We start from the raw sequence: 21,953 nt of genomic DNA, 5'->3' as shown, positions 1-21,953 counted from the left end.
ATGGGCGAGCATCCCACTTTTGGTGCCGAGGAAGAATTCCTCCTCGTCGACCCACAAACCGGCGAGCCCGCCGCGCGCAACGCCGCGGTCGCCGTGGAAGCCGAGCGGCGGGGCATCAAGCTTCAGCTCGAACTGAGCAGTTGCCAGGTGGAGACCACCTCGCAGGTGGCGTCGACCAGCGCCGAACTCGGTGCGGAGCTGACCCGGTTGCGGCGCACCGCGGCGCAGGCCGCCGCAGACGCCGGCGTCCGGCTGCTGGCGTGCGGGCTCCCGCCGACCACGCCGCACGAGTTCCCCGTCACCGACACCCCGCGCTACCGCAAGATGGGTGAAGAGTTCGGAATGGTCGCGCACGAGCAGGGCATCTGCGGATGCCACGTGCACGTGCAGGTGCCCGACCGTGCCGCAGCAATTCACGTCAGCAATTGGCTGCGGCCGTGGCTGCCGTCTTTGCTTGCGCTGTCGGCGAATTCGCGGGTGTACCGCAGCGCGGACAGCGGCTACGCCAGCTGGCGCAGCGTGTTGTGGCGGCGCTGGCCCGCGGCGGGAGCGCCGCCGTTCTTCGCCTCGCCCGACGAGTACGACGAAACGGTGCGCATGTTGGTCGACACTGGGGTGATCCTGGACAAGGACATGATCTATTGGGACGTACGCCCTTCGGCGGATTTCCCGACGGTGGAGGTCCGGGTGGCCGACGTGCCGGCCACCGTCGCCGAGACCGTGCTGCTTGCCACCCTGATCAGGGCGGCGGTGATGACCGCGCTCGACTCACCCGATGACGCCCGGCGACTCCCGCCCGGTGCGCTACGCGCGGCGTACTGGAAGGCAGCACACGACGGATTGTCCGGCCGCACCTTGGATTTGATTGACGGCCGCGGTGCGGTGCCGGCGAGTGAGCAATTGCGTGTGCTGGTGCGGCGAGTGCGGCCCGCGCTGGAGGCGCTGGGCGAATATGACCGCGTCATCAAGGAACTCGATCGCGTGATCTCCGGCGGTAACGGGGCGATGCGTCAGCTGCGGGCGTGGCGCAAACGCGGCGAGGTTCGCGACGTCATCGCCGAGGCCGCCACGGCCACGCTCAGTTGAGGCGCATCTTCGGCGGATCAATTCCGTTGCCGCACCGGGCCTCTCGTCAGGCCACGGCGAGCAAGCGATACAGGCCGATCAGGCCCACGACCACGATGACGGCGCGCAGCGCGTTGCCCGACAACCGGCGTCCATAACGCGCCCCGAGCAGGCCGCCGACCAGTGAGCCCGCCGCGATCAGGCCGGCGGCCGGCCAGCTGATCCGGTCGAATGCCACCAACGTATACGCAACGGCGGCAACCACATTCACCACCAGGGCCAACAGGTTCTTGGCCGCGTTCAGGCGCTGCACCGACTCCGGCAGCAGGGCGCCCATCAGGCCGACCAGCAGGATCCCTTGCGCGGCGGTGAAGTAGCCGCCGTAGACGCCGACGGCGAAGGTGCCGAACACCAGTGTCGCCATCCGGCGGGCGCTGACGTGCTCGGGCGAGCGTTCCGACTCTCCCCCGCAAGCGGCTGGGGGTCCCTCCCACGCGTGGGGGCGTGCCCCCACGGCGCGGCGGGCCGTCCACGCCTGGATCCGCGGCCCGATCACCACCAGCACCAGCGCCAGTACCAGCAACACCGGCACAATCTGGGCGAACACCTTCTCGGGCAGATGCAGCAACAGGTAGGCGCCCACTACCGCGCCCGCCAGCGACGCCGGAAGCTGCCATCGCAGCCGATCCCACTGGCCACGCAGCTCGGCGCGATATCCCCAGGTGCCCGACGCGCTGCCGGCGACCAGACCCGTCGCGTTCGACATCGTGGCCGTAACCGGCGGAAAGCCGAGCGCGACCAGGGTGGGGAAGGTGATCAGGGTGCCGGACCCGACCAGGGCGTTGATCGCACCAGCACCCAGCCCGGCCAGGCATATGAGGAACATCTGAAATGGCGACACCGAAGAAAAACCTTAACTCGCCACCGATTTCGGCGCGAGGCGACCATCGCCCCGGTCAGGCCGGCGGAGCTTCTGCGCCGCGTTCGACACCGGTGCGCAGCTTGACCGAGGCCGAATACGCGAGAGTCCGAAAGTGCAGCACCGGATCGTCGGAGGGTTCGATGCCATCGGTCACGCGCATCGGGTCGAACACCACGATGTCGCCGCCGTGCTCACGCTCGGTGTCCAGCCCGGTGATCGTCAGCGTGCCGACGGTGACGATCTGCGTGCTCTGCCAGGCCGCCGACGGGTCCACCGTCGAGTCGGTGGGCCCGGCGATCTGCACCCGGAAGTCGAACCGCACGGGCCCGCCGTCCAGCCGCTCCTTCAGCTCGTCGGTCAGGAAGTCTCGATCCTTGTCATGGGCGTCGGATCCGGACAGGTATTCCTCGGATGCATTCGGAACCAGGTGGTAGCGAACGAATCTGGCGCTTCCGTCGGCGGCGATCCAGCGGAAGGCGTGCAACCCGTGGTATTCGGTGGTGGCGTAGCTGGCCGGGACCCGGCTCGCCTCGCGCAGGATGGGCAGCGCGCCGAGCAGTTTCGGATGGTAAAGCAGGTGTTTGGCCATGCGCAGCGGCGTCGTGAGGCCGGGCCGCATCGCCTTGAGCAGATCGATGAAGCCGTCGGGAGTGCTGGAGACGAACAGCCGGGCGGTCTGGGTCGAGACATCGGTGGTGGAGCCGTCGGGCAGGGTGAACTTCACCGCCATCCCGCGCACGCCGGACGCGCCGTCGCGCTGCTCGGGATTGCCCGACCCATTGGAGAAGCGAATCAGCGCCGGGACGGTCGAACCATCGAGATGTTGTGCGCGCGAGAGCATCAGCGCGTCGGGGGTGGCGGTGAACGTGCCGCGATACAGGGTCCCTTTGGCGTGCAATGCGCGACAGCCGGGCTGGGCTCCCCCGGCGCCCCGGATCGCCTCGATCGCCTTGTCAGGAGTAAGTCCACCGCTCATGGACGAATCTTAGTTGGATCAGTCGGGAAAGCCGAAGAGTTCGACGACACCGTGATCGCGACCGGCGGTGTAGCCGCCGTCGACGGCAAGGGCCTGGCCGCTGACGAACGAGGCATCGGGAGAAAGCAGGAAGGCGGCCATGGCGGCGATCTCCTCCGGCCGCCCCAGCCGCTGCAGGGCGTGCTCCTTGGTGATGGAGGCCAGCGGGCCCTCCATCCCGGGGATGCTGAAAACGCTGTGCGCCATGGGCGTTTCGATGAAACCGGGACAGATGGTGTTGGCCCGGATGCCGCTGGGCCCGTAGTCGAGCGCGATGTTCTTGGTGAGCAGCACGACGCCGCCCTTGGCCGCGTTGTACGAACTGCCACCGGCGGTGCCCTCCAGACCTTCGACGCTGGCGACGGTCACGATCGAGCCGCGTTCGCCGTCGGCCCGGGGTTGGTCGATCATCCTGGCCAGGGCGGCCTTGGCCACCAGGAAGGTGCCGGTGAGGTTGATGCCGATCACGCGGTCCCATTCGGCGCGGTCCAGCAGGTGCACCGGGCCTCCCCCGGCGACACCGGCGGCGTGGAAGAGGCCGTCGAGGCGGCCCGGCACCGCGGCCAGCACCGCGGCGATGGCGGCTTCGTCGGTCACGTCGGCGGACACGAAGGTGAACCGCGGGCCCAGGTCGTCGGGTGGGGCGGCCAGGTCGGCCCCGACCACGGTGCCGCCCTCGGCCAAGAGTCGCCGCGCGGTGGCCAGCCCGATTCCCGACGCGGCGCCGGTCACGACGAAGGTGCGGGAACGGGCGCGCTCGGGGTTCACCATGTCGAATCCTTGTCTGGGTCGTCGGGCCGGTCGGCCCCGTCATGGTGACACACGTTCGCGCCGTTGGCTTTACAAATTGGCTCGATCGGCATGCCCGCCTTGGACATTGCCGGGGCCGCTGGAGGACGATGTTTCCACCGGCGAATTTCGCAGCGACGACGGCGTTAGGAACAACGATGTCAATCACTCAGCCTCGGGCGCTCGCCCGCCGGTCCCGATGGCGACTGAGAACGGCGAGCGCGGTCGCGGTGATCGCGGCCCTTACCTTCACCCCCAACCGGGCCGAACGCACCGTCGCGATAACGCTGACGTCCGACGACGCGATCGCCATCGCGCAGGGCGTCTCCGTCACCCCCGCGCCCGGCTGGACGCTGGGGCATCGCGGCCCGAACTGGGTGGCGCTGAACAACGCCGACACCAGCGCGCAACTGCGGATCACCGTCAAGCCCGCCGGCGGCACCGATGCCGCGGGGCTCCTGCAGGCCGACATCGACCAATTCACCGGCAGCGCCTCGGCCATCCTGACCGATGTGAACCGCCTGGCGCCGCCCGACGTCAAGGCGCTGCCCGGCCCCAACTTTCAGCAGGAAGTCTCCGTCAACTACACCGCGACGGTGGTGAACCCGCAGGGCACGATTCCGGTGATCGGCACGTTCACCGAGCTGTTGAACACCTCGAACGGCCGATCGGCGTTCATCGACTTCCGGCAGGACAGCAGCGCCACCACCCAGGCCGCCGGCGACGGTGGAATGATGATCGGCTCCATGGAGTGAGGCGCTGACCATCCGCGCTTGCGAGGGTCGGCGTCGCGGCCGCGGGACCGACCACGTATTACAGACGGAAACACATCGAACGCGGAGGGGTTCATGCCACCAGGCGACACGGGGACGGACACGGCGGAGACGCTCGCCGGCGTCGTCGAAAGCCACGCACAGCACAGTCCCGACGCGATCGCCATTCGCTTCGGCGAACGCCAGTGGTCCTGGGCCGAGTGGAGTTCGCGGATTCGCCGCACGGCCGGGGCGCTGCGCGCCGCGGGTCTCGAGCGGGGCCACTGCGTGGCCTTCCTGGACAAGAACCACCCCGCCTGCCTCGAAGTGCTCATTGCCGGCGCCTCCATCGGCGTCGTCACCACCGTCGTCAACTGGCGGGTGATCGGCGACGAACTCGTCCACGTGCTGGCCGACAGCGGCGCCCGCGTGCTGCTGGTCGGCGCCGAGTTGCGCGGCGCGGCCGAGGCGGCCGCCGGGCGGGTACCGGGCGTCAACCGCATCATCGAGATCGGCGACGAGTACGAATCGCTGCTCGCCGCGGCGGCACCGACGCGCCCCGACCCGACCGTCGACGAGAACGAGACGGCGTTGGTGATCTACAGCTCCGGCACCACCGGACGCCCCAAGGGCGTGCTGCTCAGTCAGCGTGCGCTGGTCAATCATGCGTCGAACCTGGCCCCGGCGTTTCCATTCGCCGAGGGCGACGCGAACCTGGTGGCCATGCCGTTGTTCCACGTCGGCGGAATCGGCTATGCGCTGTTTGGAATCCGTTCCGGTGCACCGACATTCATGACTCGCGAACCCGATGCCGCCACGCTGATCGGCGCGGTGCGGGCCGGAGCCACCCACGCGTTCTTCGTCCCGCCGGTGATCGCCCGGTTCCTGGACGCCGGTGAGGCGGCGACCGCGGCCATCGCCGGCCTGCGTTACATCGTGTACGGCGCCGCGCCGATGCCGCTGCCGTTGCTGCATCGAGCGTTGTCCACCTGGCCCGAGACGAAGTTCGTGCAGGTGTATGGGCAGACGGAACTGTGCGGCGCGGTCACCGCGCTGTCCGACGACGATCACCGCGATGCCGCGAGGCCCGAGCTGCAGCTGGCGGCCGGAAAGGCGGTGTTGGGCTGCGAGATTCGCGTCGTCGATCCCGAATCCGGAGAACCGTTGCCGACCGGAGAATCCGGCGAGGTGTGGGTGCGCAGCAACCAGAACATGACCGGTTACCTCAACCGGCCGGAGGCGACGGCCGAAACGATCACCGCCGACGACTGGGTTCGCACGGGCGACATCGGGCGCCTGGACAGCGACGGCTACGTCTACATCGAAGACCGCATCAAGGACATGATCATCACTGGCGGCGAGAACGTGTACGGCCCCGAGGTGGAAAGCGTGCTCATCGAGCATCCCGCCGTCTTGGACGCCGCGGTGATCGGGGTGCCCGACGACTTCTGGGGCGAATCCGTCAAGGCGATCGTGGTAAGCGACGGCGGAACCGACGCGAAGCAGATCATCGAATTCTGCCGACAGCATCTGGCCGGCTTCAAGTGCCCGCGCACCGTGGACTTCGTGCCGGAGCTGCCCCGCAACGCGAGCGGAAAGATCTTGAAAACTCAGCTGCGGGAGCCGTTCTGGCGCGACCGGGCGCGCGGCATATGAGCACTCGCGTGGGTGCGGCACGCCGCGACTGTGCGGTCAGCGTGCTGGGCGGACCGACCACGGTGATCGACATCGCGGGTCGCAGGATCGTCATGGACCCGACGTTCGATCCGCCTGGGGTGCACGACTACCTGACCAAGGTCACCGGTCCCGCGGTGATCGCCGCGGCGCTGGGGCCGGTGGACGCGGTGCTGGTCAGCCACGACCAGCATCCCGACAATTTCGATGACGACGGCCGCCGGATGGCGCTGGCCGCGCCGCTGCTGCTCACCCATCCCGGTGCCGCGGGGCGTCTCGGACCGCCGGCAATCGGATTGGCGCCGTGGCGGTCTTACGAATTCGACGGCGGATCGCTTGCCGTGCAAGCGGTTCCGGCAGTGCACGGTCCGGCCGACGGGCAGCGCGACGCCGGCGGCCACGTCAACTGCGAGGTGACGGGTTTCGTGCTGTCCGGGCCCGGGCTGCCGACGGTGTACCTCAGTGGGGACAACGCCTCGATGGCCGCGGTCCAAGACGTCGCCGATCGCGTCGGAAGGGTCGACGTCGCCGTGCTGTTCGCCGGCGCCGCGAGCGTGCCGAGCAAGGAACGCGGGCGGCCGCTGACGCTGACCGCGGCGCGCGCGGCCGCCGCGGCCGAACTGCTGGGCGCCGACACGGTGATTCCCGCCCACGTCGACGGCTGGGCCCATTTCACCGAGGGCGTCGACGAATTCATCGCGGCGTTCGATCAGGCCGGCATCAGCAACGTGCTGAAGGTTGCGTCCCACGGCGAGTGGATCGACTTATAGGCGCCCCTCGACGCGCAATTCGGGGTGCACCCAGTCGGGTGAGCGACGTTCCTTGAACGAGCGGAACCCCTCGATGGCCTCGGCGTCGGACAGGCTGGCCGTCATGCCGATCCGGTCATACAGGCCGAGATAGCTGTCGATGCTGGACTTGATCACGCCGCGGGCGCGCGGGGCGGTCCGACAGCATTGCGCGAGTAGGTCTTTCGCCGCATCCAACAGACCCTCATGCGGAACCACCCTGGTGACCAGGCCCCAGTCGAGGGCTTCGACCGCGGTGAGCACCCGGCCGGTGAACATGAGGTCGCGGGTGCGCACCGGTCCGATCACCCGGGCGAGCATCTGGCTGTAGTAGGTGTCGGCGTAGCCGCGGAACAGTTCGGGCACCCGGAAGGTCGCCCGATCGCTCACCACCGACAGGTCGCTGCACAGCGCGATCTGGAAGCCGCCGCCCTGGCATAACCCGTTGACCGCCGAGACGATGGGCTTGCCCGAGGTGCGGACCGCGTCGAACGGAGTCACGTCCATGCCCAGCGCGGAACCGAAGGTGATCCAGTTGTCCTCGCCTCCCCCGCCGCCCATGTCACCGCCGGGCGCGAAGACGTCGCCGGTTCCGGTGAGCACCAGCCCAGCCAAGTCCGGGTCTTCGTTGAGACGTCCTACCGCATAACGGATTCCGAAATACATCGCCGGGCTCAACGCGTTGCGTGCGTCTGGTCGGTCGATGGTGCAGACCGCAATCGGGCCCTGGCGTTCGAAGCGCAGGTACGGCGTACCCAGCCAATCGCCTTCGGGTGGACGCGGGCTGCTCTGCGGTGTCTGCGCCACGGGACTCCCTTCAGGTCGGCGTCGCCGCGAATGCGCCACGCCGCGACGCGGCTACTGTAGCTCTTACGGTATCGGCGGGGCTGAGCGACTACACGGATGGCAGCGTGGTCGTCTTCGCGGTCGCAGTAGAAGTCGGGGTGCGTCTGCGGGCATTCGGGTTTCAGCATGCCGACGCCCTCGCGGTTGCCGGACATCCTTCACCGTCTCTCGGGTGCGTGTCAGTGGAGGATCTGCGCGAGCTTGCGCCATCGCCGGTGTCGGTGGCGAAACATGACTCGCACGAAGGCCCGGGTCAGGAGGCCGTGGACGCCGTCGTCCGTCTCGATCTCGTCGGTGTAGCGGCAACTGCGCTCGTCGATGGGTTCGAACGTCAGGCGGTGGTTCCACGTCCGGACCGGGCCACCGTGCTCGTTGGTGTAGATCTCGGTCGGCTCGAGCCGCTTAATGGTGAGGTGGTGGGTCCAGCCCGGGATCACGCCGAACCACCAGAATCGCGCCGATCCGTGGGTGCCGACCTCGATGCGCTCGGGGACGTCGAGGCGGTAAGCCCGCAACACCGGGCTGAGGACATGCCGCATCAGCTCGGGCTTGCGCGCCAGAGCGGAGGCAGTCTCGACCGGAATCGGCAACTCCGTAGTTAGGGTTACCTTACTCACGCAGCTCATGGTGGCTTAAGGCGCGCGATTAGGCAAGGGCACCGTGGTCAGTGGGTGGGTTGGCGCGGGCGGCCTGGGCCGGCAAGGACGGTGAAGTGGCCTATGTGGGCCGGCCAACGATTGTGGTCCCGGCTGGGATCGAACCAGCGACCTTCCGCGTGTGAAGCGGACGCTCTCCCACTGAGCCACGGGACCGGCGCCGAGACGGCGAACGACGTCGAAGACTAGCACGCGCCAGCCCCCGACAATACCGGCCGCATCGCGTGGCAGGTCGGCGCGATAGCCTGGACACGGCTCGTAGCAAGAAATTTGTATGTGCCCGCTCACGTGGACTATCGTCGTGCTTCGCACCGGGCGACGATCTCGTCCGAGGCGCGCGGATGTAGCGCAGTTGGTAGCGCATCACCTTGCCAAGGTGAGGGTCGCGGGTTCGAATCCCGTCATCCGCTCGAAGGTGCAAGTGGCGTGGACCCCAACGGTGGAGTGGCCGAGTGGTGAGGCAACGGCCTGCAAAGCCGTGCACACGGGTTCGATTCCCGTCTCCACCTCCAGTTGATTTCCCGGCGCGATTAGCTCAGCGGGAGAGCGCTTCCCTGACACGGAAGAGGTCACTGGTTCAATCCCAGTATCGCGCACCAGCATTATTGCAGTTCAACCCCCGCGTGATAGATCGAAATTCGGCCACATGGGCCAGATATGGGCTAACCAGTGCGGAGCTAGCAACCCATCCGAGAGGTAGCTGCGCATGAACAACACGACACCCGAGGACGCCCAGAGTTGGCGCGACCTGGCAGACCAACTGACCGCCGAACAGATCGCCAGCGTTGAACGTCTCGCTCACGAATGGGACAACAGCCCAGCCGAACTCGACCGCACTCAGCTATCAATGGCCCGCTCCTATGCAAGCGCCAACGTGGGACACATCCTGCTGTCCGACGTGCCAACGCCCGCCGACGCCGTCACAGTTGGCGACTGGCAGGACGCCGGCACCGCGCACGCCGAGCGTCCCTTTGAAGGCAAGCAGTGGTACATCGCGCGCGACCGCGACTTCGACGCCTTCACTGTAGCCATCACGGGCGTGCAGCACCTAAACGGCACAGTCCAGCGCGACATCGTGCTGAGGTGGGATCGCCCATACAGCGAAGGAACGATGTCCGGACAGCAAGCGCGCGACGTCGCCGGCGCTCTCAGCGCCGCAGCCAACGAACTGCACGGGAGGAACCAATGACCAGACACGCCAATCCCCATGCCGAAGGGCGTGTGCCGCCTGGACACGGCTGGACAGCGCGGCCGGAGCGCGACGTGCGCGGCGACTAGCCGAAAACCGCGCCCGGATCGGCAGTAAAGACATAAAAGGTCTCGGTCCACTCGTCGCGAGTGTCGTGATCGACCTTAATGCGCCAGGTGTAGCTGTTATTTGGTTCCAGCGGGAGCCCGTTAGCGAAATGCATCACGAATTGGCAGGAGGGACGCAATGTATTTGGCGGCACATTTGCACCTGGCGCCACCGCTGGCTTCAAGGCGTCAGCGGTTCCGACGCGCAGAATCTGAGGACCCATTGGCCCTGGCACTGAAACCAAGGTGCCGTCTTCACGCTCTAAAGCCAATTCAACTGCTGGCGATTCGCCAACATACTTGGGCGGAAACGAGATTCGAGCGATTACAGCGTGGGGCATCGTAGCCTTGGTGTTCGGGTCGAAGCTCATCATCGTGATGCCGGCGCCAATAATGTTTGCTTTGTTACCCGCATCAATGTTCGCAAAATCAGCGAGCATTACGGCGACGATAGCGGCGTCGGCAACGTCGCTCATGCAATCCGCACCGCAACAGCGCCATTACTGGCTGCGCGACCAATTGGGTGAGAGGCTGACGGCGCCTGAATGCGCCTGAGAGTACCGACAAATTCTTCCGGTCTGGGTAGGTTGTCGGGAGCGAGCTGCGCCCACTTCACCGCGACGTAGACGAGTCGGTCGTTCTCATCTACGCGTTCGACAACTCCTACCGTCACGAGATTGGCCTCTGGCTCCCGCACAAGGACCTCTTGCCCCGCAATCGGCATAGGACCACGCACGTCTTCAAACCCGGAGAACGTTAGGCCGCCCGAAACCCGCACGTTCGGGTCGATCATGATTTCCGTCATTCCTCTGGCCTCCTCTCCTTGGTAAACGCTGCCACGAACCGTTTGGTGTCCTCTAGCGTAGGCGGGTACCCAAGAACGACAGAATAGTGCTCTTCCGGCTCGCCGTCTTCCTCGTCTTTCTCGAAGTCAAATCCCTCGTCCAGCAACAGTTGGGCTGAAGAGCACCACCAAAAGTGTGTGTTGCGCATCGGATCGAGGCCGTGAAGCTGTGTGACGGCGAGGAGCCGCGCAATGACTTGTTCCCGTGTTTCGCCAGGTAGGGCGGCGGCCGCCCACACTGAGGCGGTGTGGTGCCCCTTGCCGTCGCTGCGACGGGCGTCCAGCTCGGAGCGATGCAGCACACCTTCCGGGCTCATAGGGGTAAAACGTAATACCACAGCTCCGGGATCTGGGGCGTTTGGCACGTTCCGCCACATTAGTCAGCCGGAATGAGACGAAGGCGTGATACTGCGATTCGCGTCGATTAATTTCGCGGATTGGGTGGCGGTGACCGCAACGGCCGCCGCGAATGAGCCTCACAGCAGCGCAAATGACGAGGCAGGGAACCCTCCCCCGGGGCCAGGCGGACACCGATACGGCACTGACTCTCGGGCTGGCTACGGGTCTGGGGTTTTCAGGGTTGAACTTTCACGCGCCCATTGCGTTGGGGAATGATAGTGCGGCACTACGTGGCACTGAAGGCATTGCGCCGCAACGGATTTCGGCACTCTGGACACCAGCTACCCCGCCCGGCGAAAGTTTCAGGAAGCGTACAAACCATTTTCTGCAGTGCCATATCGGCGCGGGATGTGCCCGGCACCGGGGTCCCCCGCCCCCCTCATTTGCGCTGGTGTGAGGCTCATTCGCGAATCGAGGTAAGGCGGTGTTGGGCCGCCACCCAATCTCAGGGCTGTCGGTCTGTGGTGCGTGCTTTGTGGTCGTTGCAGGGTTTGCAGGCTGCTCGGCAGTTGGCCGGGTCCATGGCCAGGTCTGGCCGGCGGGCGGCTGGCTGCTTCTTGTCGACCACCGAGGCGTGGCCGATGCAGATTCCGGCGTAGCGGATCTGGCACTGGTAGCGGTCGCGGCGCAAGATGTTGATCCGCAACTTCTTCCAGGCGCGTGTTCCGCTGATCTTCGAGGAGGCGGTGCGCGGCCCTTGCCATGGCTCCGGTGCGTGTTCGGGACAGTACCGCTGTGTGCTGGCGATGAGGTTGGGGCAGGTTCCGTTGTCGCCGGGGCAGTGGCGTGCTGCGCGTGGCATCTCAGGCAGCGCTCAAGAAGGACTCGTCGATTGCCTGTCCGGTGTAGGTGCGGCCGTCGATGGTGACGGTCGACGTCTTCGCCGCGAGGATGGCCTCTTTGGCTTCCGCCCAGTCGGCCTCGAGGCGTCGCACGTCGTCGGGTGTGTCCGTCCAGGTAAGGCGTGGTGTCGAGGTGAAGTTGGTTGCGGCGTCAGTGGTTACGGCTTGCTCGTACAGTTCGGCGATCCGTGTTGGGCCTGCGAGTGCGATTATTTCGGTTGGCGAGAAGTGGCCAAAGCCCATGTCGTCGATGCCTGGCGTTGGGCCGGGCAGCCAGAGGATCGCGCAGCGGCGAAATCCGTGGATGGATGCCGTCTTTCGCAGGCCGGGGCCGCGGAGGCGACGGCGTGATGTCGGATACCGCAGGTACGGGCAGGCACCGGCGCAGGCGTACAAGCTGCAGGAGCGGTGCAGCGGACCAAGGATGGCCGGCATGAGCGAGTCCCGGTAATACTCTGCGTCGTCTTCGGTGACAATCACATAACCCTCCCCGTTGACGGGGTATCCGCATTGCCAGCAGCGGTCGCGGACGGCGAGTATTCGTGCTCTTCGCTGGTCGACGGTGAAGTGGGGTTGCCCTGATTTCCATTCGCTCGCGGCGTGTGACGGTAGCCCGCTGAATGCCTTGGCGGGGTGGTCGATGCCGGGCATGTCGGTCAGCCAGGGCGGTGACGGTGGTATGTGCATGATGGCTCTCCGGTGTGGCGGCGGCAGGGCGCAGGTGTCGGCTCGGGCACCGAAAGGAGCTGAAACTCAACCGTCTTGGCCGGCCCTTTGCCCGGTTGGCAGTGCGGGTTTGGACGCCCGTGCCGCCGCCGGTCTTCTCTAGTCGGTCTTGGCCGGTGTCTTCGGTTTGTCCTCGACGATGGTGGCCCAGCCGTGGCGTTGCCAGTGCTCGGCGACGTCGGCGGGGACGCCGGTCAGGGTGCCGCCGCGTTGTTCCCCGTCGTGGAACACGAGGTGCGGTTCGACGACGGTCACGGTGACAGTGGTGCCGTCATGCGCGGGTGCGCGTCGTGCGCGCTTGGTGGTCATGGTCATTGTGTCCTCCGTTTAGCTGGTGGTGATCTTGACGATGGCGGCGGGGTTCGGCCAGCCGAAGCCGACGCGCATGGTGGCGCGCACGGCGACCCGGTCGCTGGTGAAGAAAACCGAGCGGTCGGATTCGACTTGTCCGTCTTGGCGCAGCACAAAGTAGCTGTACGCCTTCGGGATTCCCCACACGACGTTGTTGGTGGTGGAGACATACGGAGACACGATCAGCGGAACGCCGAGGATCTGGCGCTGTCCGGGCATGGTGGGATCCACACCGAGCAGCGGGACGTTGCTGCCAGCCGTGCCGTATTGCTTCACCTTGGCTAGTGCCTGCGCGGTGGCTGGATTGGTCACCCATGCGCCGATTTCGGCGTTGTGCAGGGCAGCGGCGTACAACGCGTCGCTGAACGCATCGACGTTGGCGTACGACGCGCCTGCCGAGACGGCGGTGACGCCGGACAGGCCAGCGAGTCCGCCGGGACCGTTGGTGGTGGTCGCTGCGAAGAATGCCGCGTCAACCTTGCGCGACAGGTCGCGGACGATGCCCTGTCCGACGGCTTCGGCTGCGGCTGGGGTGCTGTCGTTCGCCAGCTCGGACGAGATGACGCTCAGCGCCGCGAGCTTACTGGGCGTGATGTCGAGTTCGTCGAGAGTGGCGTCGGACGCCGCGATTTCGGCGCCTTCCGGTGTCCAGCTCGCCGTGGGGTCGGCGGTCACGAGTGGCACGCGGTAGCTGTGGGTGGAGATGGGTATGACGGTCGACACCTGGCCAGCCACCGATTGCTGGATGAGCGGTTGGATGACCAGGTCGCCTACCTGGGCGGGCGTCAGGATAGGGGAAAACGATGCTGTGGTTGAAGCCATGAGGACCTCCGAGGCGGTATGCGCTGTTGCGCAACAGAATTGACGGGATGATCCGGTCACTCGCCTGGAGTTCCGGTTGGGCTCCTGGCCCTCGCGGTGACGTTCGGCCCGGTCCTGCCGACGCTCCGAACGTCACCTGCGATTCTAGCCCTTCAGTACGTCACCCCAGGAGGAACCACGCGGCGGGGGCGGTGAGTGTTGCCCGAAGTTCTGCCACCGCGGGCCTTCTGGGCGCGGCTTGCCGAGTCGGGGTCGCATGTCGAGGAGCGCGCCGGCGGCCGCACGCAGCTCGCCCTCGTTGAGGGTGCCGTCTTCGTCGTAGAACGCGTTCACGTCGACTTGCCCGATCTCGAAGAGGTCGGCGGGGACGTCGAGCAGATCGGCGACCATAGACTCGCACTCGCGCCGCATGTATCCCTGGACGCGTTTGGCCAGGGCGTCGCGTTCGGCCTCGACGTCGCGGAGCTGGCGGCGCCACCGCGCGGCCTCGGAGTTCGGTGAGGCGTCGGGCGAGTCATCCTCGGGCGAGTCCGTTTCGGCGGCGGGATCGTTCTGCGGATCGACATCGCTGTCGATTGGGGTGGTTTCCGCGGTCGGGGTCGTCGAGGGGTCATTCGGCTGAGTCATGGCAGTCGCTCCTGGGGTTCGAGGGCGGGCCACCGGCGGCGGCGCACCAGATCAGAGGGGAAGCTCACTTTGGTGGTGAGGTCGCCGGGCACGGTATAGCCGAGTTGGGCCAGCAGTGTCTTTTCGGTGTCGGTGGCCGGTCGCTCGAAATAGTCGCAGCTGTAGCCGGTTTCCGGGTCCCACTCGTATCGCCACTGGACGCCTTGGGCGCAGAAGTCCGCATGTTGGGTGGAATCTTCGGCGCGCTGCAGCTCGTCGGGTAGTGGTGCGGCGAACGCCAGCCAGCCGCGTGGGTCGGGCTGCGGCACTTGGGGCGGCAGATCAGACATTCCTAGCCCCTTCCGAGCAGATCGACGAACACACTGCGGATGACGCCCAGGCGGCCGTTGAAGGCTTCGGGGCTGGTCCCGTTGGCGCTGAGCGAGATCGCGACTTCGATGACGCGTCCGCAAGCCCCGAGTACGACGAGCGGGTTGTCGCTGGAAAGCATCTCCCAAGCTTCGGCCATGTCCAGGCCGCCTTCGTTGTGGGCTCGCCGGGCCATCTCGATCAGTTCCAGTGCCACAGAGGCGGTTTCGCGATTGAAGTCGGATTGCTCGTCGTAGGGCTCGATCTTGGTTTCGGTCATGCGCTTTGTTCCTATCTGTGTCGTTGTCGGTCGCGGTCTCGGTTGCATTTCTTGCATTGGCGGTGGGTGTATCCGCGCCCGTCTGTCCATCGGTGCGTGTTTTTGGCGTCGAAGGCGTGGCCTCTGATGCACTCAGTCTTCTGCGCATTTTTCAAGCAGACGCCAGTGGTCGGCCGGTGTCGGCGCGCCTCTGCTTGGGCGGTCATCCGGCGTCCTGTGCGGCGCAATCGTCGGCGTGGCCCATCGATTCAATGTGCCACCGGCAGATGGGGCAGCGGCCCTGCCCTGCCGGTCCCTGAAATTTGCTGGGGTGCTTCCGTTTGGCTGCCGGTCGAGTGTGGGTGTGTTCGCGGGTGTGCGGCATTGGTGACCGACCTTCTTGTGTCGTGAAGCCGTTTTCGGCGCTAGGGGCGTCAGAATCCGTCAGAAGTGTCAGATTTGGTGCCTGAGCTGGGCTTTCGCTGCTGACGGGTAATTCTGTCTGACGGATCGATGTGTCAGGCGGAATTGATCCGTCGACAGGTTCTCGCTGCATATCGGTGGTTTCTGACGGGTCTGACGGGTCTTGACGGAGGTACCGCTGAAACGCGTCTTCCATGGCTTCGAGGCTGTAGCCGCGAACGCTGCCGAGGGTGTTTCTTTGCGGCTTGATGCCGAAGTCTTTCAGCCGGAACGCGAGTTTGCGGGGGCTGAACTCGAAATCGCTCCAAGGCGCTTCTTCGATGCGCCGTAGCTCGGTGACCAGATCGCCGGATGGCAAGAACGAAGCGCCACGATCGGCGAACACGGTGCGAATGTCCAGAAGCAATCGAACACCGAGCGACTGATCTTCATCCGCTTCCCCGGCCCGGCACACCAGCGCACGGCACGCAGCGCGTGCGGTTACTGGCCAGTGACCGCCGGCAGCGTCTGCCACAGCCACCAGCGGCTCCCAGGTGTCAGCCGCGCGGTCCTCGACAGGCATGTCCGGCTCTGCCTTCCCCAAGCTGCCCAACTGTTCGTTGGCCCACGCGCCGAGACGTTGGCGGAGGTGCTCAAGGATGGGGCCGTCGCGACGTGCCCGGAACTGCGACACCGTCTCGTCCTTGGTGCGCCGACGCATGGTGATGTTGACGCCGCGGTCGCTGATCGTGTCGGGCATCGTGCCGATGCCTGCCAGGACGGCCATCGCGAACGTAGGGAACTCCGTGGGGATCTGGCTCGGCCCGACGCAGCGCAGCGCAGGGCGGCCGCGCTGGTGGCCAGCGTTGAGCAATGCCCGCAAGTCTTCGTTCTGCTCAGCGACTCGCCTCGAGCCGAACAGCGTGTCAGCTTCATCGATGATCAGAGTCGGCGGGTGCTGGTCGCCAATCGACCGGAATATGGCGGCCACGGTGGCATTTACGGTCGCCAACGGCTTGTGACAGGTACCGCTGATGATGTCGAGTGATCTGCTTTTGCCACAACGCTTGTCGGGGCTTGTGATCACCAGGCGAGGAGCGCACTCGAAAGCCGGTAAAGCGTGCGTCGTCGCGATCCAGAGCGCGAAGGAGACTGCTGCGTAATCGTCGGGGAACACCACGTACCGCTTGATGGTGCAGAGCAGCTCATCGAGTAGCTGGGCACCGTCGGATACCGTCATGCGATCACCTCGCCGCACGCTTTGTGCAACAGCTCGGCAAGCTCACGGTCACGGCCGCCGCGACGCCACAGCGCACGTCTGACTTCCAACGGCAACAACGGTGTGCGGCCAATCGCCAGAACATGCTCGGCAGCGTCACGCCAGCCGTCAATAGCGTTGTCGGACAGCGGCGGTTCGGTGCAGCGGCACGGCCAAGGGTCGCGGCAGCCGCAATCGAGCGGGACGCTTCGCCTCACATGGTCTCGGCGCCGGCCGAGCTGGGAAGGCAAGTCTTGTGGGTGGCTCCACGTGCATGGCACCCAGCAGACCCGCCGACCGGACGGTACGCTGTCGTTATCCGTGTGGTGAGGAATCGGCTGGCTCTGTGGCGGGGCCAGCCTTTCTCGTTCCGGGGGTCCGTTCACGCCGCACCGCCGAAGGGCTGCAAAGCGGCGTCGAGTTCATTGAGGTCGATGCGGTAGAGCCGCTTGTTGACGCGGTAGCCGGTGATCTTTCCATCGGCGATCATCTGTCGGATAGTTTGGACGGTCACACCGATGTGCTGGGCGCCCTGTTTCAGCGAGGCCCAGCGGCGAGCGGGTAAAGCTGTTCTTTGAGTTGGCTTGACTGCCATGGGAATTGACTCTCCAAGTAGCTCGGCTTTAAGCCGAAGGCGCTTCTACCGGAGAGTTCGGAACCACTGCGGGTCAAGCTCCGGTCGAAGCCGTTCGGCTTCTTGCGTTGCTCGACCATTCCCTATGTCAGGTGGTCCGTTACGGGGCTAATCCTCACCCGAAACGCCTATTTCAGGCTCAAGTCCCATGCCGGGACTTGCCGGGCTGCTTTCACCTCTAGCGCGTCAAATACACCACAAGTCATTGCAACGCGCAAGAACTTCGCATTCGTCGGCGTGTCAGTGCGACGATGGCAACGGTTCGGGCGCAGCGAGTTTGGACAGCAGCTTGGCGATCTGGCGGTCGCGGCCCTGTGCGGCGTGTTGGTAGCGCATCGCGGCCTGCGGTGTCGAATGTCCAAGGCGCGCCATCAATTCGGCCAACGTGGCGCCGGTCGCTGCCGCGAGGACAGCACCGGAGTGGCGGAGATCGTGCCAGCGCAAGTCATCCCGTTTCGCGGCTGACCGCGCTCGGTAGAAGTGCCTGTACAGGCTGGCCGGCGCGAGGTGACCACCCTGTTGCGCCGGGAACAACAACTCATCCTTGCCCGGCTCAACCAGGCGCTCAAGGTGGTCCTTGATCGCGGTCAGCAGATGCGGCGGGATCTCGACGTCGCGGCGGCCGGCGTCGGATTTCGGGGTCGTGATCTGAAAGCCTTCATCGGTGCGCACCACCGCGCGCTCGACGCGGACGATGCCGTAAGGCTCGGGTGCCTCGGCTCCACTGGCCGCCGCGTTCGCCAATTCGTCTTCGGTCGGCTCGACGATGACGATGTCCTTGCGGCGCAGCTCGGTCAGCTCCCCGAACCGCAGTGCGCACCACGCGCCGAGCAGAACCATCGCCTGATACTGCTCGGGCATCTCTTGGGCTATCACCCCTATTTCGTCAAGTGACGCCGGGCGGATCTTGTGGACGCGGCGGGCACTGCCGGCGCCGCGGATCACGCACGGATTGACCTTGATCTTGCCGTCCGACAGTGCGGTGCCCATGATGGTGCGCAACAGCCCGTAGGCGTGGGCGCGCAACGTCGGGGCTTTCGCTCCCATATTGGCGTGCCATGCCCGTACATCGTCGGCGGTGATTGACGCTATCGGCAACGCCCCGAAGGTGGGGACGATGTGATGCTCGAGCAGCTTCGAGTAGTGCTCACGAGTGCGGTCCTTGAGGTCGCGCTGTTCCATCCAGGTGTCGGCGTAGGACTTGAACGTCAGACGCGGCACTGGCATCTCGTCGGCGTCGGGCGGCATCCATTTGCCCTTGATGATGTCCACCTGGCGAAGCGCCAGCCAGCTCCGAGCGTCCTTGTGTGTGAGGAACAGGGTTGGCGCGGTGTAGCGGCGGCCGTCAGGTCCGCGGTAACGCGCGCGGTGGCGGCCGCTTGGGAGCGTCTCGACTGCCCCGAAGGTGCCGGGCTGCCGTTTCTTGCGTGCCATGGGTGACTCCCCTGCGATAGACCGTTGAGTACTGGCGTGGGCCAACGTGGGCCAGCTTTGGGCTAACAAACCATACCAACTCTTGACAACTTAGTAGAAGTCATCTGTTACACTGACCAGCATCAGAGCAGATAGATCGGGTATTTGCGCTGGTCACCACACCCACGCTAGCAAACCAATTTAACTGGTTCAATCCCAGTATCGCGCACCAGAGTTTTAGCAGCTCAATGGCGGTATCTAGCGGAGCTATACGACCCGCGTGCCAGCTACGTGCCAATAACCGCCGTGATTCCAGGGCGCGGGCACTCAATCGCCGCGACGGATGTCGGCCAGCTATGACCGCACGCTCGGGACCGCGTGAACATTAATTTCGCGGACCTAATGAACGTACCTAAGGAAGTTAGGAGGTGTCCTGCTCAGACCTGAGTGTTAGTCGACGTCGCGATTTGACCTCATTCGCTCTTCATCTCGTTCTTCAAGCCACCTAAGGCGTGCTTCCTCGACGCTCCTCCGAAACCCTATGGCTTCGCTCGGCACCCACTCTGGGGGGTCACCCTGCGCCGTAAATACTCTGCCAATCCGCCGTCCTTTTGGCGTTGGAACCATCAATCTCCAGCCCGGTATCTTCTCGGCAAACCCTTCTTCTATTAGATCTTCGTCGTCCTGATCGTCAATCGTCACGCCGGGTCCGTAGATCGTATCCGGCCGAGTGAATTTCAGGGAATCGCTTACTAATAGCGCCAGACTGAGCAAAAATCCTCTCGGTCGCTCCTGGAACAGAGATCGCAATTCATCGGCGTCCTCGGCAACAGGCCAAGTCAATAGCTCTGCGTGAATTGCTTCACGCACGGATTGAGGCAATGCCGGTGGATACTTGTCTCGCGCTACCCGTGCTGCAACCTGTGTTGGTGGAGCGTCGCCAGACCCGGAGTACCCGATAGTTCTGTCAAGGTTGATCTGTTCCCGGTCAGTAGCTATTTGTCCTACTGAGGCAGCCTCGATCTCCCCATCGCGCGACCTGTAACCCGCCTTGATCCGAAGTTCGGCGATCGTCTGCTCTTGAAGGAAGTCAATCGATTTTTGCGTGCCAACGCTCCTTGTCTCGATTTTCGCCAGCACAGACATCATTTCTCCTTGCAGTGTCCTGGCGTCCGCCAATTGCTCTGCCGCGGAGGAGGACTGGACAATGTAAACGATTAGCTGCACCACGAATGCAAGGATGGCCAGGGCGAGCGCGACCACACTCAAGATGTCCGCGTTTTTGACGCTGGCCACGACCACCAAGGTTGCAAGGCTTCCAAGCGCTACAAGCGACGACATCACTGCTACGGCCTTTGCAGGGATCGAATACCGGCTGGCATCGTCAGGCATGAGGCAATCTTGACACGACGCGACGGCTCACATGGTCCAGTTGGGTCAGGCGACCGCAGCGCAGGACTGTCATAGCACAGTGAGGGCACTCAACACCGCCGCCAGCGTCCTCGAAACACCTATGACTGGGCTGGGGAAATACCAAAGCGTTCTCATAGTTGCCCCCGCCCGACCTCCATTTCGCTGAAAACGCCTCATTGCGCGAGCGTCGCCACCTAGCCTCAACGTTTGTGAACTTTGAGACCGCGATACTGCTCTGGCTGTTTTGCGCCGCCATCGGTGCGGCAATCGCGAAGTCGAAAAATCGCAACTGGACCGAAGGCTTACTACTTGGCGGGTTGCTGGGCGTGCTCGGCGTCATCATTGAGCTTTTCATGCGCAGTCAAGCCCCTGGCATGCCGGCAGCTGGCTGGTACCCGAACCCAGCTGGGACTGGGAGCCAAAGATATTGGAATGGCAGGGAGTGGAGTGACCTGCCGCCGCGCCCTGGGGAGGGCGACGGCCCTCAAGCGATCGGCGGGCCGGCCGCGCTGCAAACCCAAACCAAGAAGTGCCCGGACTGCGCGGAAACCGTCCTCGCAGATGCGAAGCTATGCAGGTACTGCGGGTACCGCTTTACCACCAAGAACGTCAGATGCTTTAAGTGCCAGCATGTCCAGGCGGTGCTGACAACCCAAACGGCGTTTGCATGCGAGCAATGCGGTCATCGTCTGAAGCGCCACACCGCATCTCCAGCAGAAAATTAGCGGCCCGAGCTCGGCCAAATGCGTCAGCCCGGTCTCGACCGGGCAGGAGAGACCAGTCGGAAACCGGGCCGACAATGAATAGACGCTGCGGCAGGCTGTCAGGTTCCCTGACTGCAAAAGATATGGTTCGCCGTCGATTTCACGCACGCATTTCGGGGATACCGCTGAGTCGATGCATAGCGCGGTGGTGTCTGCGCGCTGACCGAGCGGCCGGGGACGCGGTTCAATAGCGTGCCGGATGGACTCGCCCTCTGGGCAGGCGTCAGCTAACCCCTCAAGGCTAGATCCCACGCCACTCTGTGGCCGTCTTCGCGGCTTGAGTGGATAGCCATCCTTATCGACTCACCCGGATCAATGTGGCGACTCGCCAGGTGTTGATGGCCCGTGTCGGTCCATTCGGCGATCTTGGCGTTCAACTCGTCGCTGACCTTAAATGTACTGCCGAGGACGAGGACATGCCGATTGTCGGCGAGACCGAATCCGCAAAGTGGCACCATGCCTTTGATGTCAATTACTGTTTCCGTCGGCCGCAAGATTGCGAAATGGAGCTGTAGAGCAGCGCCTTCGGGCGGCGCGGGAATCCAGTAAATGTCCTGCGGCAAGGCAGAGTCGTCCTGGCATTCCAGATCTTGATGCCGTATGCAAATCGAAAATGCTGAAGTCCATCCGGTCTCGCCAATCTCCGGAGGTTGCGGCCAACGGTCAAGCACCCGACCGCCCTCGTGTCCAAGCTCTCTTGCGCGGTGCTCAGCTTGCGGAGTATCAAGCCACTGGTAGCGCCAGTCTCCCGTCCCGTGGATGCTCCACTTTTGCAGGCTGGCGATAGCCCTCAGCGCGATGTAGAAGCTGGGCTCGTTCTTGCCGGCGAATACTCTCCATACTGCCCCATGTGGCCCGTCACGCTCACCTACCGCAAGCCGGAGGTCACCGCCTGGGGTTACTTCGTGTTCCTCCATATCCCCGTTGGGGAGTTGCATTATGAACTTGAGCGGCATGGCCGCACACTACGCCGAACGCTTGGCGCGGAGCCGAGCAAGCTCATCCTCAGTTCGTCGCTATGCCGTAGACCGCAAAACCGAACGTCTTC

General features: G+C 64.8%; 25 protein-coding genes, 4 tRNA genes and 1 pseudogene. 9 read left to right on the top strand and 21 right to left on the bottom strand.

The annotated features are described in order from the left end of the window. Positions 1-1,086 carry a glutamate--cysteine ligase 2 gene (locus AC5Y4T_RS15030; RefSeq protein ID WP_499954063.1) on the top strand — a complete coding sequence of 362 codons (1,086 nt, stop codon included), beginning with the start codon at positions 1-3 and terminating at the stop codon, positions 1,084-1,086. Between the two features lie 46 nt (positions 1,087-1,132). Here AC5Y4T_RS15030 and AC5Y4T_RS15025 read toward each other — a convergent pair whose 3' ends face one another. The 3 genes from AC5Y4T_RS15025 to AC5Y4T_RS15015 are packed head-to-tail and all read right to left on the bottom strand — an operon-like array spanning position 1,133 to position 3,773. Then, the gene (locus tag AC5Y4T_RS15025) at positions 1,133-1,966 is read right to left on the bottom strand and encodes a sulfite exporter TauE/SafE family protein (RefSeq protein WP_499954061.1); all 834 of its coding nucleotides are present in this window, start codon (positions 1,964-1,966) and stop codon (positions 1,133-1,135) included. Positions 1,967-2,021: 55 nt separating this feature from the next. Then, positions 2,022-2,963, bottom strand: a complete 942-nt coding sequence (locus AC5Y4T_RS15020; protein WP_499954059.1) for a catalase family peroxidase — start codon at positions 2,961-2,963, stop codon at positions 2,022-2,024. An 18-nt stretch (positions 2,964-2,981) separates the two neighbouring features. Next, positions 2,982-3,773, bottom strand: coding sequence for an SDR family NAD(P)-dependent oxidoreductase (locus tag AC5Y4T_RS15015; RefSeq protein WP_499919534.1), 792 nt, complete (start codon positions 3,771-3,773; stop codon positions 2,982-2,984). Between the two features lie 299 nt (positions 3,774-4,072). Here AC5Y4T_RS15015 and AC5Y4T_RS15010 point away from each other — a divergent pair, with 299 nt between their 5' ends. From AC5Y4T_RS15010 to AC5Y4T_RS15000, 3 genes are all read left to right on the top strand, one after another. Continuing rightward, on the top strand, positions 4,073-4,546 hold the full coding sequence (locus AC5Y4T_RS15010) for a hypothetical protein (RefSeq protein WP_499954129.1): 474 nt from the start codon (positions 4,073-4,075) through the stop codon (positions 4,544-4,546). A gap of 93 nt (positions 4,547-4,639) precedes the next feature. Beyond that, complete coding sequence (locus AC5Y4T_RS15005; RefSeq protein ID WP_499954057.1) at positions 4,640-6,199, top strand: long-chain-fatty-acid--CoA ligase; 1,560 nt, start codon at positions 4,640-4,642, stop codon at positions 6,197-6,199. 8 nt (positions 6,200-6,207) lie between these two features. Next, positions 6,208-6,987, top strand: coding sequence for an MBL fold metallo-hydrolase (locus tag AC5Y4T_RS15000; RefSeq protein WP_499954127.1), 780 nt, complete (start codon positions 6,208-6,210; stop codon positions 6,985-6,987). On the opposite strand, the gene AC5Y4T_RS14995 is transcribed toward AC5Y4T_RS15000, so the two are convergent. The 3 genes from AC5Y4T_RS14995 to AC5Y4T_RS14985 all read right to left on the bottom strand — a co-directional run bounded on the left by AC5Y4T_RS14995 (position 6,982) and on the right by AC5Y4T_RS14985 (position 8,663). Continuing rightward, positions 6,982-7,812 carry an enoyl-CoA hydratase/isomerase family protein gene (locus tag AC5Y4T_RS14995; RefSeq protein WP_499954055.1) on the bottom strand — a complete coding sequence of 277 codons (831 nt, stop codon included), beginning with the start codon at positions 7,810-7,812 and terminating at the stop codon, positions 6,982-6,984. The genes AC5Y4T_RS15000 and AC5Y4T_RS14995 overlap by 6 nt on opposite strands. Positions 7,813-8,030: 218 nt before the next feature. Then, positions 8,031-8,477: an Rv1443c family protein gene (locus AC5Y4T_RS14990; protein ID WP_499954053.1), complete on the bottom strand. Its 447-nt coding sequence runs from the start codon at positions 8,475-8,477 to the stop codon at positions 8,031-8,033. Between the two features lie 114 nt (positions 8,478-8,591). Next, a tRNA-Val gene (locus AC5Y4T_RS14985) sits at positions 8,592-8,663 on the bottom strand. 181 nt (positions 8,664-8,844) lie between these two features. Here AC5Y4T_RS14985 and AC5Y4T_RS14980 point away from each other — a divergent pair. From AC5Y4T_RS14980 to AC5Y4T_RS14965, 4 genes are all read left to right on the top strand, one after another. After that, positions 8,845-8,917, top strand: a tRNA-Gly gene (locus tag AC5Y4T_RS14980). 28 nt (positions 8,918-8,945) lie between these two features. Next, positions 8,946-9,019, top strand: a tRNA-Cys gene (locus AC5Y4T_RS14975). A gap of 12 nt (positions 9,020-9,031) precedes the next feature. After that, positions 9,032-9,106 (top strand) — tRNA-Val (locus AC5Y4T_RS14970). A gap of 107 nt (positions 9,107-9,213) precedes the next feature. After that, positions 9,214-9,696: a hypothetical protein gene (locus AC5Y4T_RS14965; protein ID WP_499954051.1), complete on the top strand. Its 483-nt coding sequence runs from the start codon at positions 9,214-9,216 to the stop codon at positions 9,694-9,696. 85 nt (positions 9,697-9,781) lie between these two features. Here the strand turns inward: AC5Y4T_RS14965 and AC5Y4T_RS14960 are convergent, their stop codons facing one another. From AC5Y4T_RS14960 to AC5Y4T_RS14895, 14 genes and pseudogenes are all read right to left on the bottom strand, one after another. Continuing rightward, a complete protein-coding gene (locus tag AC5Y4T_RS14960; protein WP_499954049.1) occupies positions 9,782-10,279 on the bottom strand; it encodes a hypothetical protein in 498 nt (165 codons plus the stop codon). Continuing rightward, positions 10,276-10,608: a hypothetical protein gene (locus AC5Y4T_RS14955; protein ID WP_499954047.1), complete on the bottom strand. Its 333-nt coding sequence runs from the start codon at positions 10,606-10,608 to the stop codon at positions 10,276-10,278. Before AC5Y4T_RS14955 ends, AC5Y4T_RS14960 begins: the two co-directional genes overlap by 4 nt. Beyond that, positions 10,605-10,964 carry a hypothetical protein gene (locus AC5Y4T_RS14950; RefSeq protein ID WP_499954044.1) on the bottom strand — a complete coding sequence of 120 codons (360 nt, stop codon included), beginning with the start codon at positions 10,962-10,964 and terminating at the stop codon, positions 10,605-10,607. Before AC5Y4T_RS14950 ends, AC5Y4T_RS14955 begins: the two co-directional genes overlap by 4 nt. A 527-nt stretch (positions 10,965-11,491) precedes the next feature. Then, positions 11,492-11,848: an HNH endonuclease gene (locus AC5Y4T_RS14945; RefSeq protein ID WP_499954041.1), complete on the bottom strand. Its 357-nt coding sequence runs from the start codon at positions 11,846-11,848 to the stop codon at positions 11,492-11,494. Position 11,849: 1 nt separating this feature from the next. Further along, entirely contained in the window at positions 11,850-12,575 is a 726-nt protein-coding gene (locus tag AC5Y4T_RS14940) for a hypothetical protein (protein ID WP_499954039.1), read from the bottom strand. 138 nt (positions 12,576-12,713) lie between these two features. Next, complete coding sequence (locus AC5Y4T_RS14935) at positions 12,714-12,929, bottom strand: hypothetical protein (protein WP_499954037.1); 216 nt, start codon at positions 12,927-12,929, stop codon at positions 12,714-12,716. Positions 12,930-12,941: 12 nt separating this feature from the next. After that, a pseudogene (locus tag AC5Y4T_RS14930) lies at positions 12,942-13,892 on the bottom strand (phage major capsid protein); the annotation flags it as partial. A gap of 39 nt (positions 13,893-13,931) precedes the next feature. Beyond that, positions 13,932-14,414 (bottom strand): hypothetical protein, encoded by a 483-nt coding sequence (locus tag AC5Y4T_RS14925; RefSeq protein ID WP_499954035.1) that lies wholly within the window; start codon positions 14,412-14,414, stop codon positions 13,932-13,934. Then, positions 14,411-14,743, bottom strand: a complete 333-nt coding sequence (locus AC5Y4T_RS14920; protein WP_499954033.1) for a hypothetical protein — start codon at positions 14,741-14,743, stop codon at positions 14,411-14,413. The genes AC5Y4T_RS14925 and AC5Y4T_RS14920 overlap by 4 nt, the downstream gene beginning before the upstream one ends. Before the next feature lie 2 nt (positions 14,744-14,745). Continuing rightward, positions 14,746-15,042 carry a hypothetical protein gene (locus tag AC5Y4T_RS14915; protein ID WP_499954031.1) on the bottom strand — a complete coding sequence of 99 codons (297 nt, stop codon included), beginning with the start codon at positions 15,040-15,042 and terminating at the stop codon, positions 14,746-14,748. Positions 15,043-15,244: 202 nt separating this feature from the next. Continuing rightward, complete coding sequence (locus tag AC5Y4T_RS14910) at positions 15,245-16,663, bottom strand: DUF3631 domain-containing protein (RefSeq protein ID WP_499954029.1); 1,419 nt, start codon at positions 16,661-16,663, stop codon at positions 15,245-15,247. Between the two features lie 400 nt (positions 16,664-17,063). Continuing rightward, positions 17,064-17,276 carry an excisionase family DNA-binding protein gene (locus AC5Y4T_RS14905; protein WP_499954027.1) on the bottom strand — a complete coding sequence of 71 codons (213 nt, stop codon included), beginning with the start codon at positions 17,274-17,276 and terminating at the stop codon, positions 17,064-17,066. 279 nt (positions 17,277-17,555) lie between these two features. Continuing rightward, positions 17,556-18,749, bottom strand: coding sequence for a tyrosine-type recombinase/integrase (locus AC5Y4T_RS14900; RefSeq protein ID WP_499954025.1), 1,194 nt, complete (start codon positions 18,747-18,749; stop codon positions 17,556-17,558). Between the two features lie 429 nt (positions 18,750-19,178). Beyond that, a complete protein-coding gene (locus AC5Y4T_RS14895; RefSeq protein WP_499954023.1) occupies positions 19,179-20,120 on the bottom strand; it encodes a hypothetical protein in 942 nt (313 codons plus the stop codon). A gap of 230 nt (positions 20,121-20,350) precedes the next feature. On the opposite strand from AC5Y4T_RS14895, the gene AC5Y4T_RS14890 reads away from it, so the two are divergent. Continuing rightward, positions 20,351-20,866, top strand: a complete 516-nt coding sequence (locus AC5Y4T_RS14890) for a zinc ribbon domain-containing protein (protein WP_499954020.1) — start codon at positions 20,351-20,353, stop codon at positions 20,864-20,866. Between the two features lie 266 nt (positions 20,867-21,132). Here the strand turns inward: AC5Y4T_RS14890 and AC5Y4T_RS14885 are convergent, their stop codons facing one another. Further along, on the bottom strand, positions 21,133-21,861 hold the full coding sequence (locus AC5Y4T_RS14885; protein WP_499954018.1) for a hypothetical protein: 729 nt from the start codon (positions 21,859-21,861) through the stop codon (positions 21,133-21,135). Positions 21,862-21,953: the final 92 nt, after the last annotated feature.

This window comes from Mycobacterium sp. NGS11 (assembly GCF_059813315.1).
This window is presented reverse-complemented; position numbering and strand designations above follow the sequence as displayed.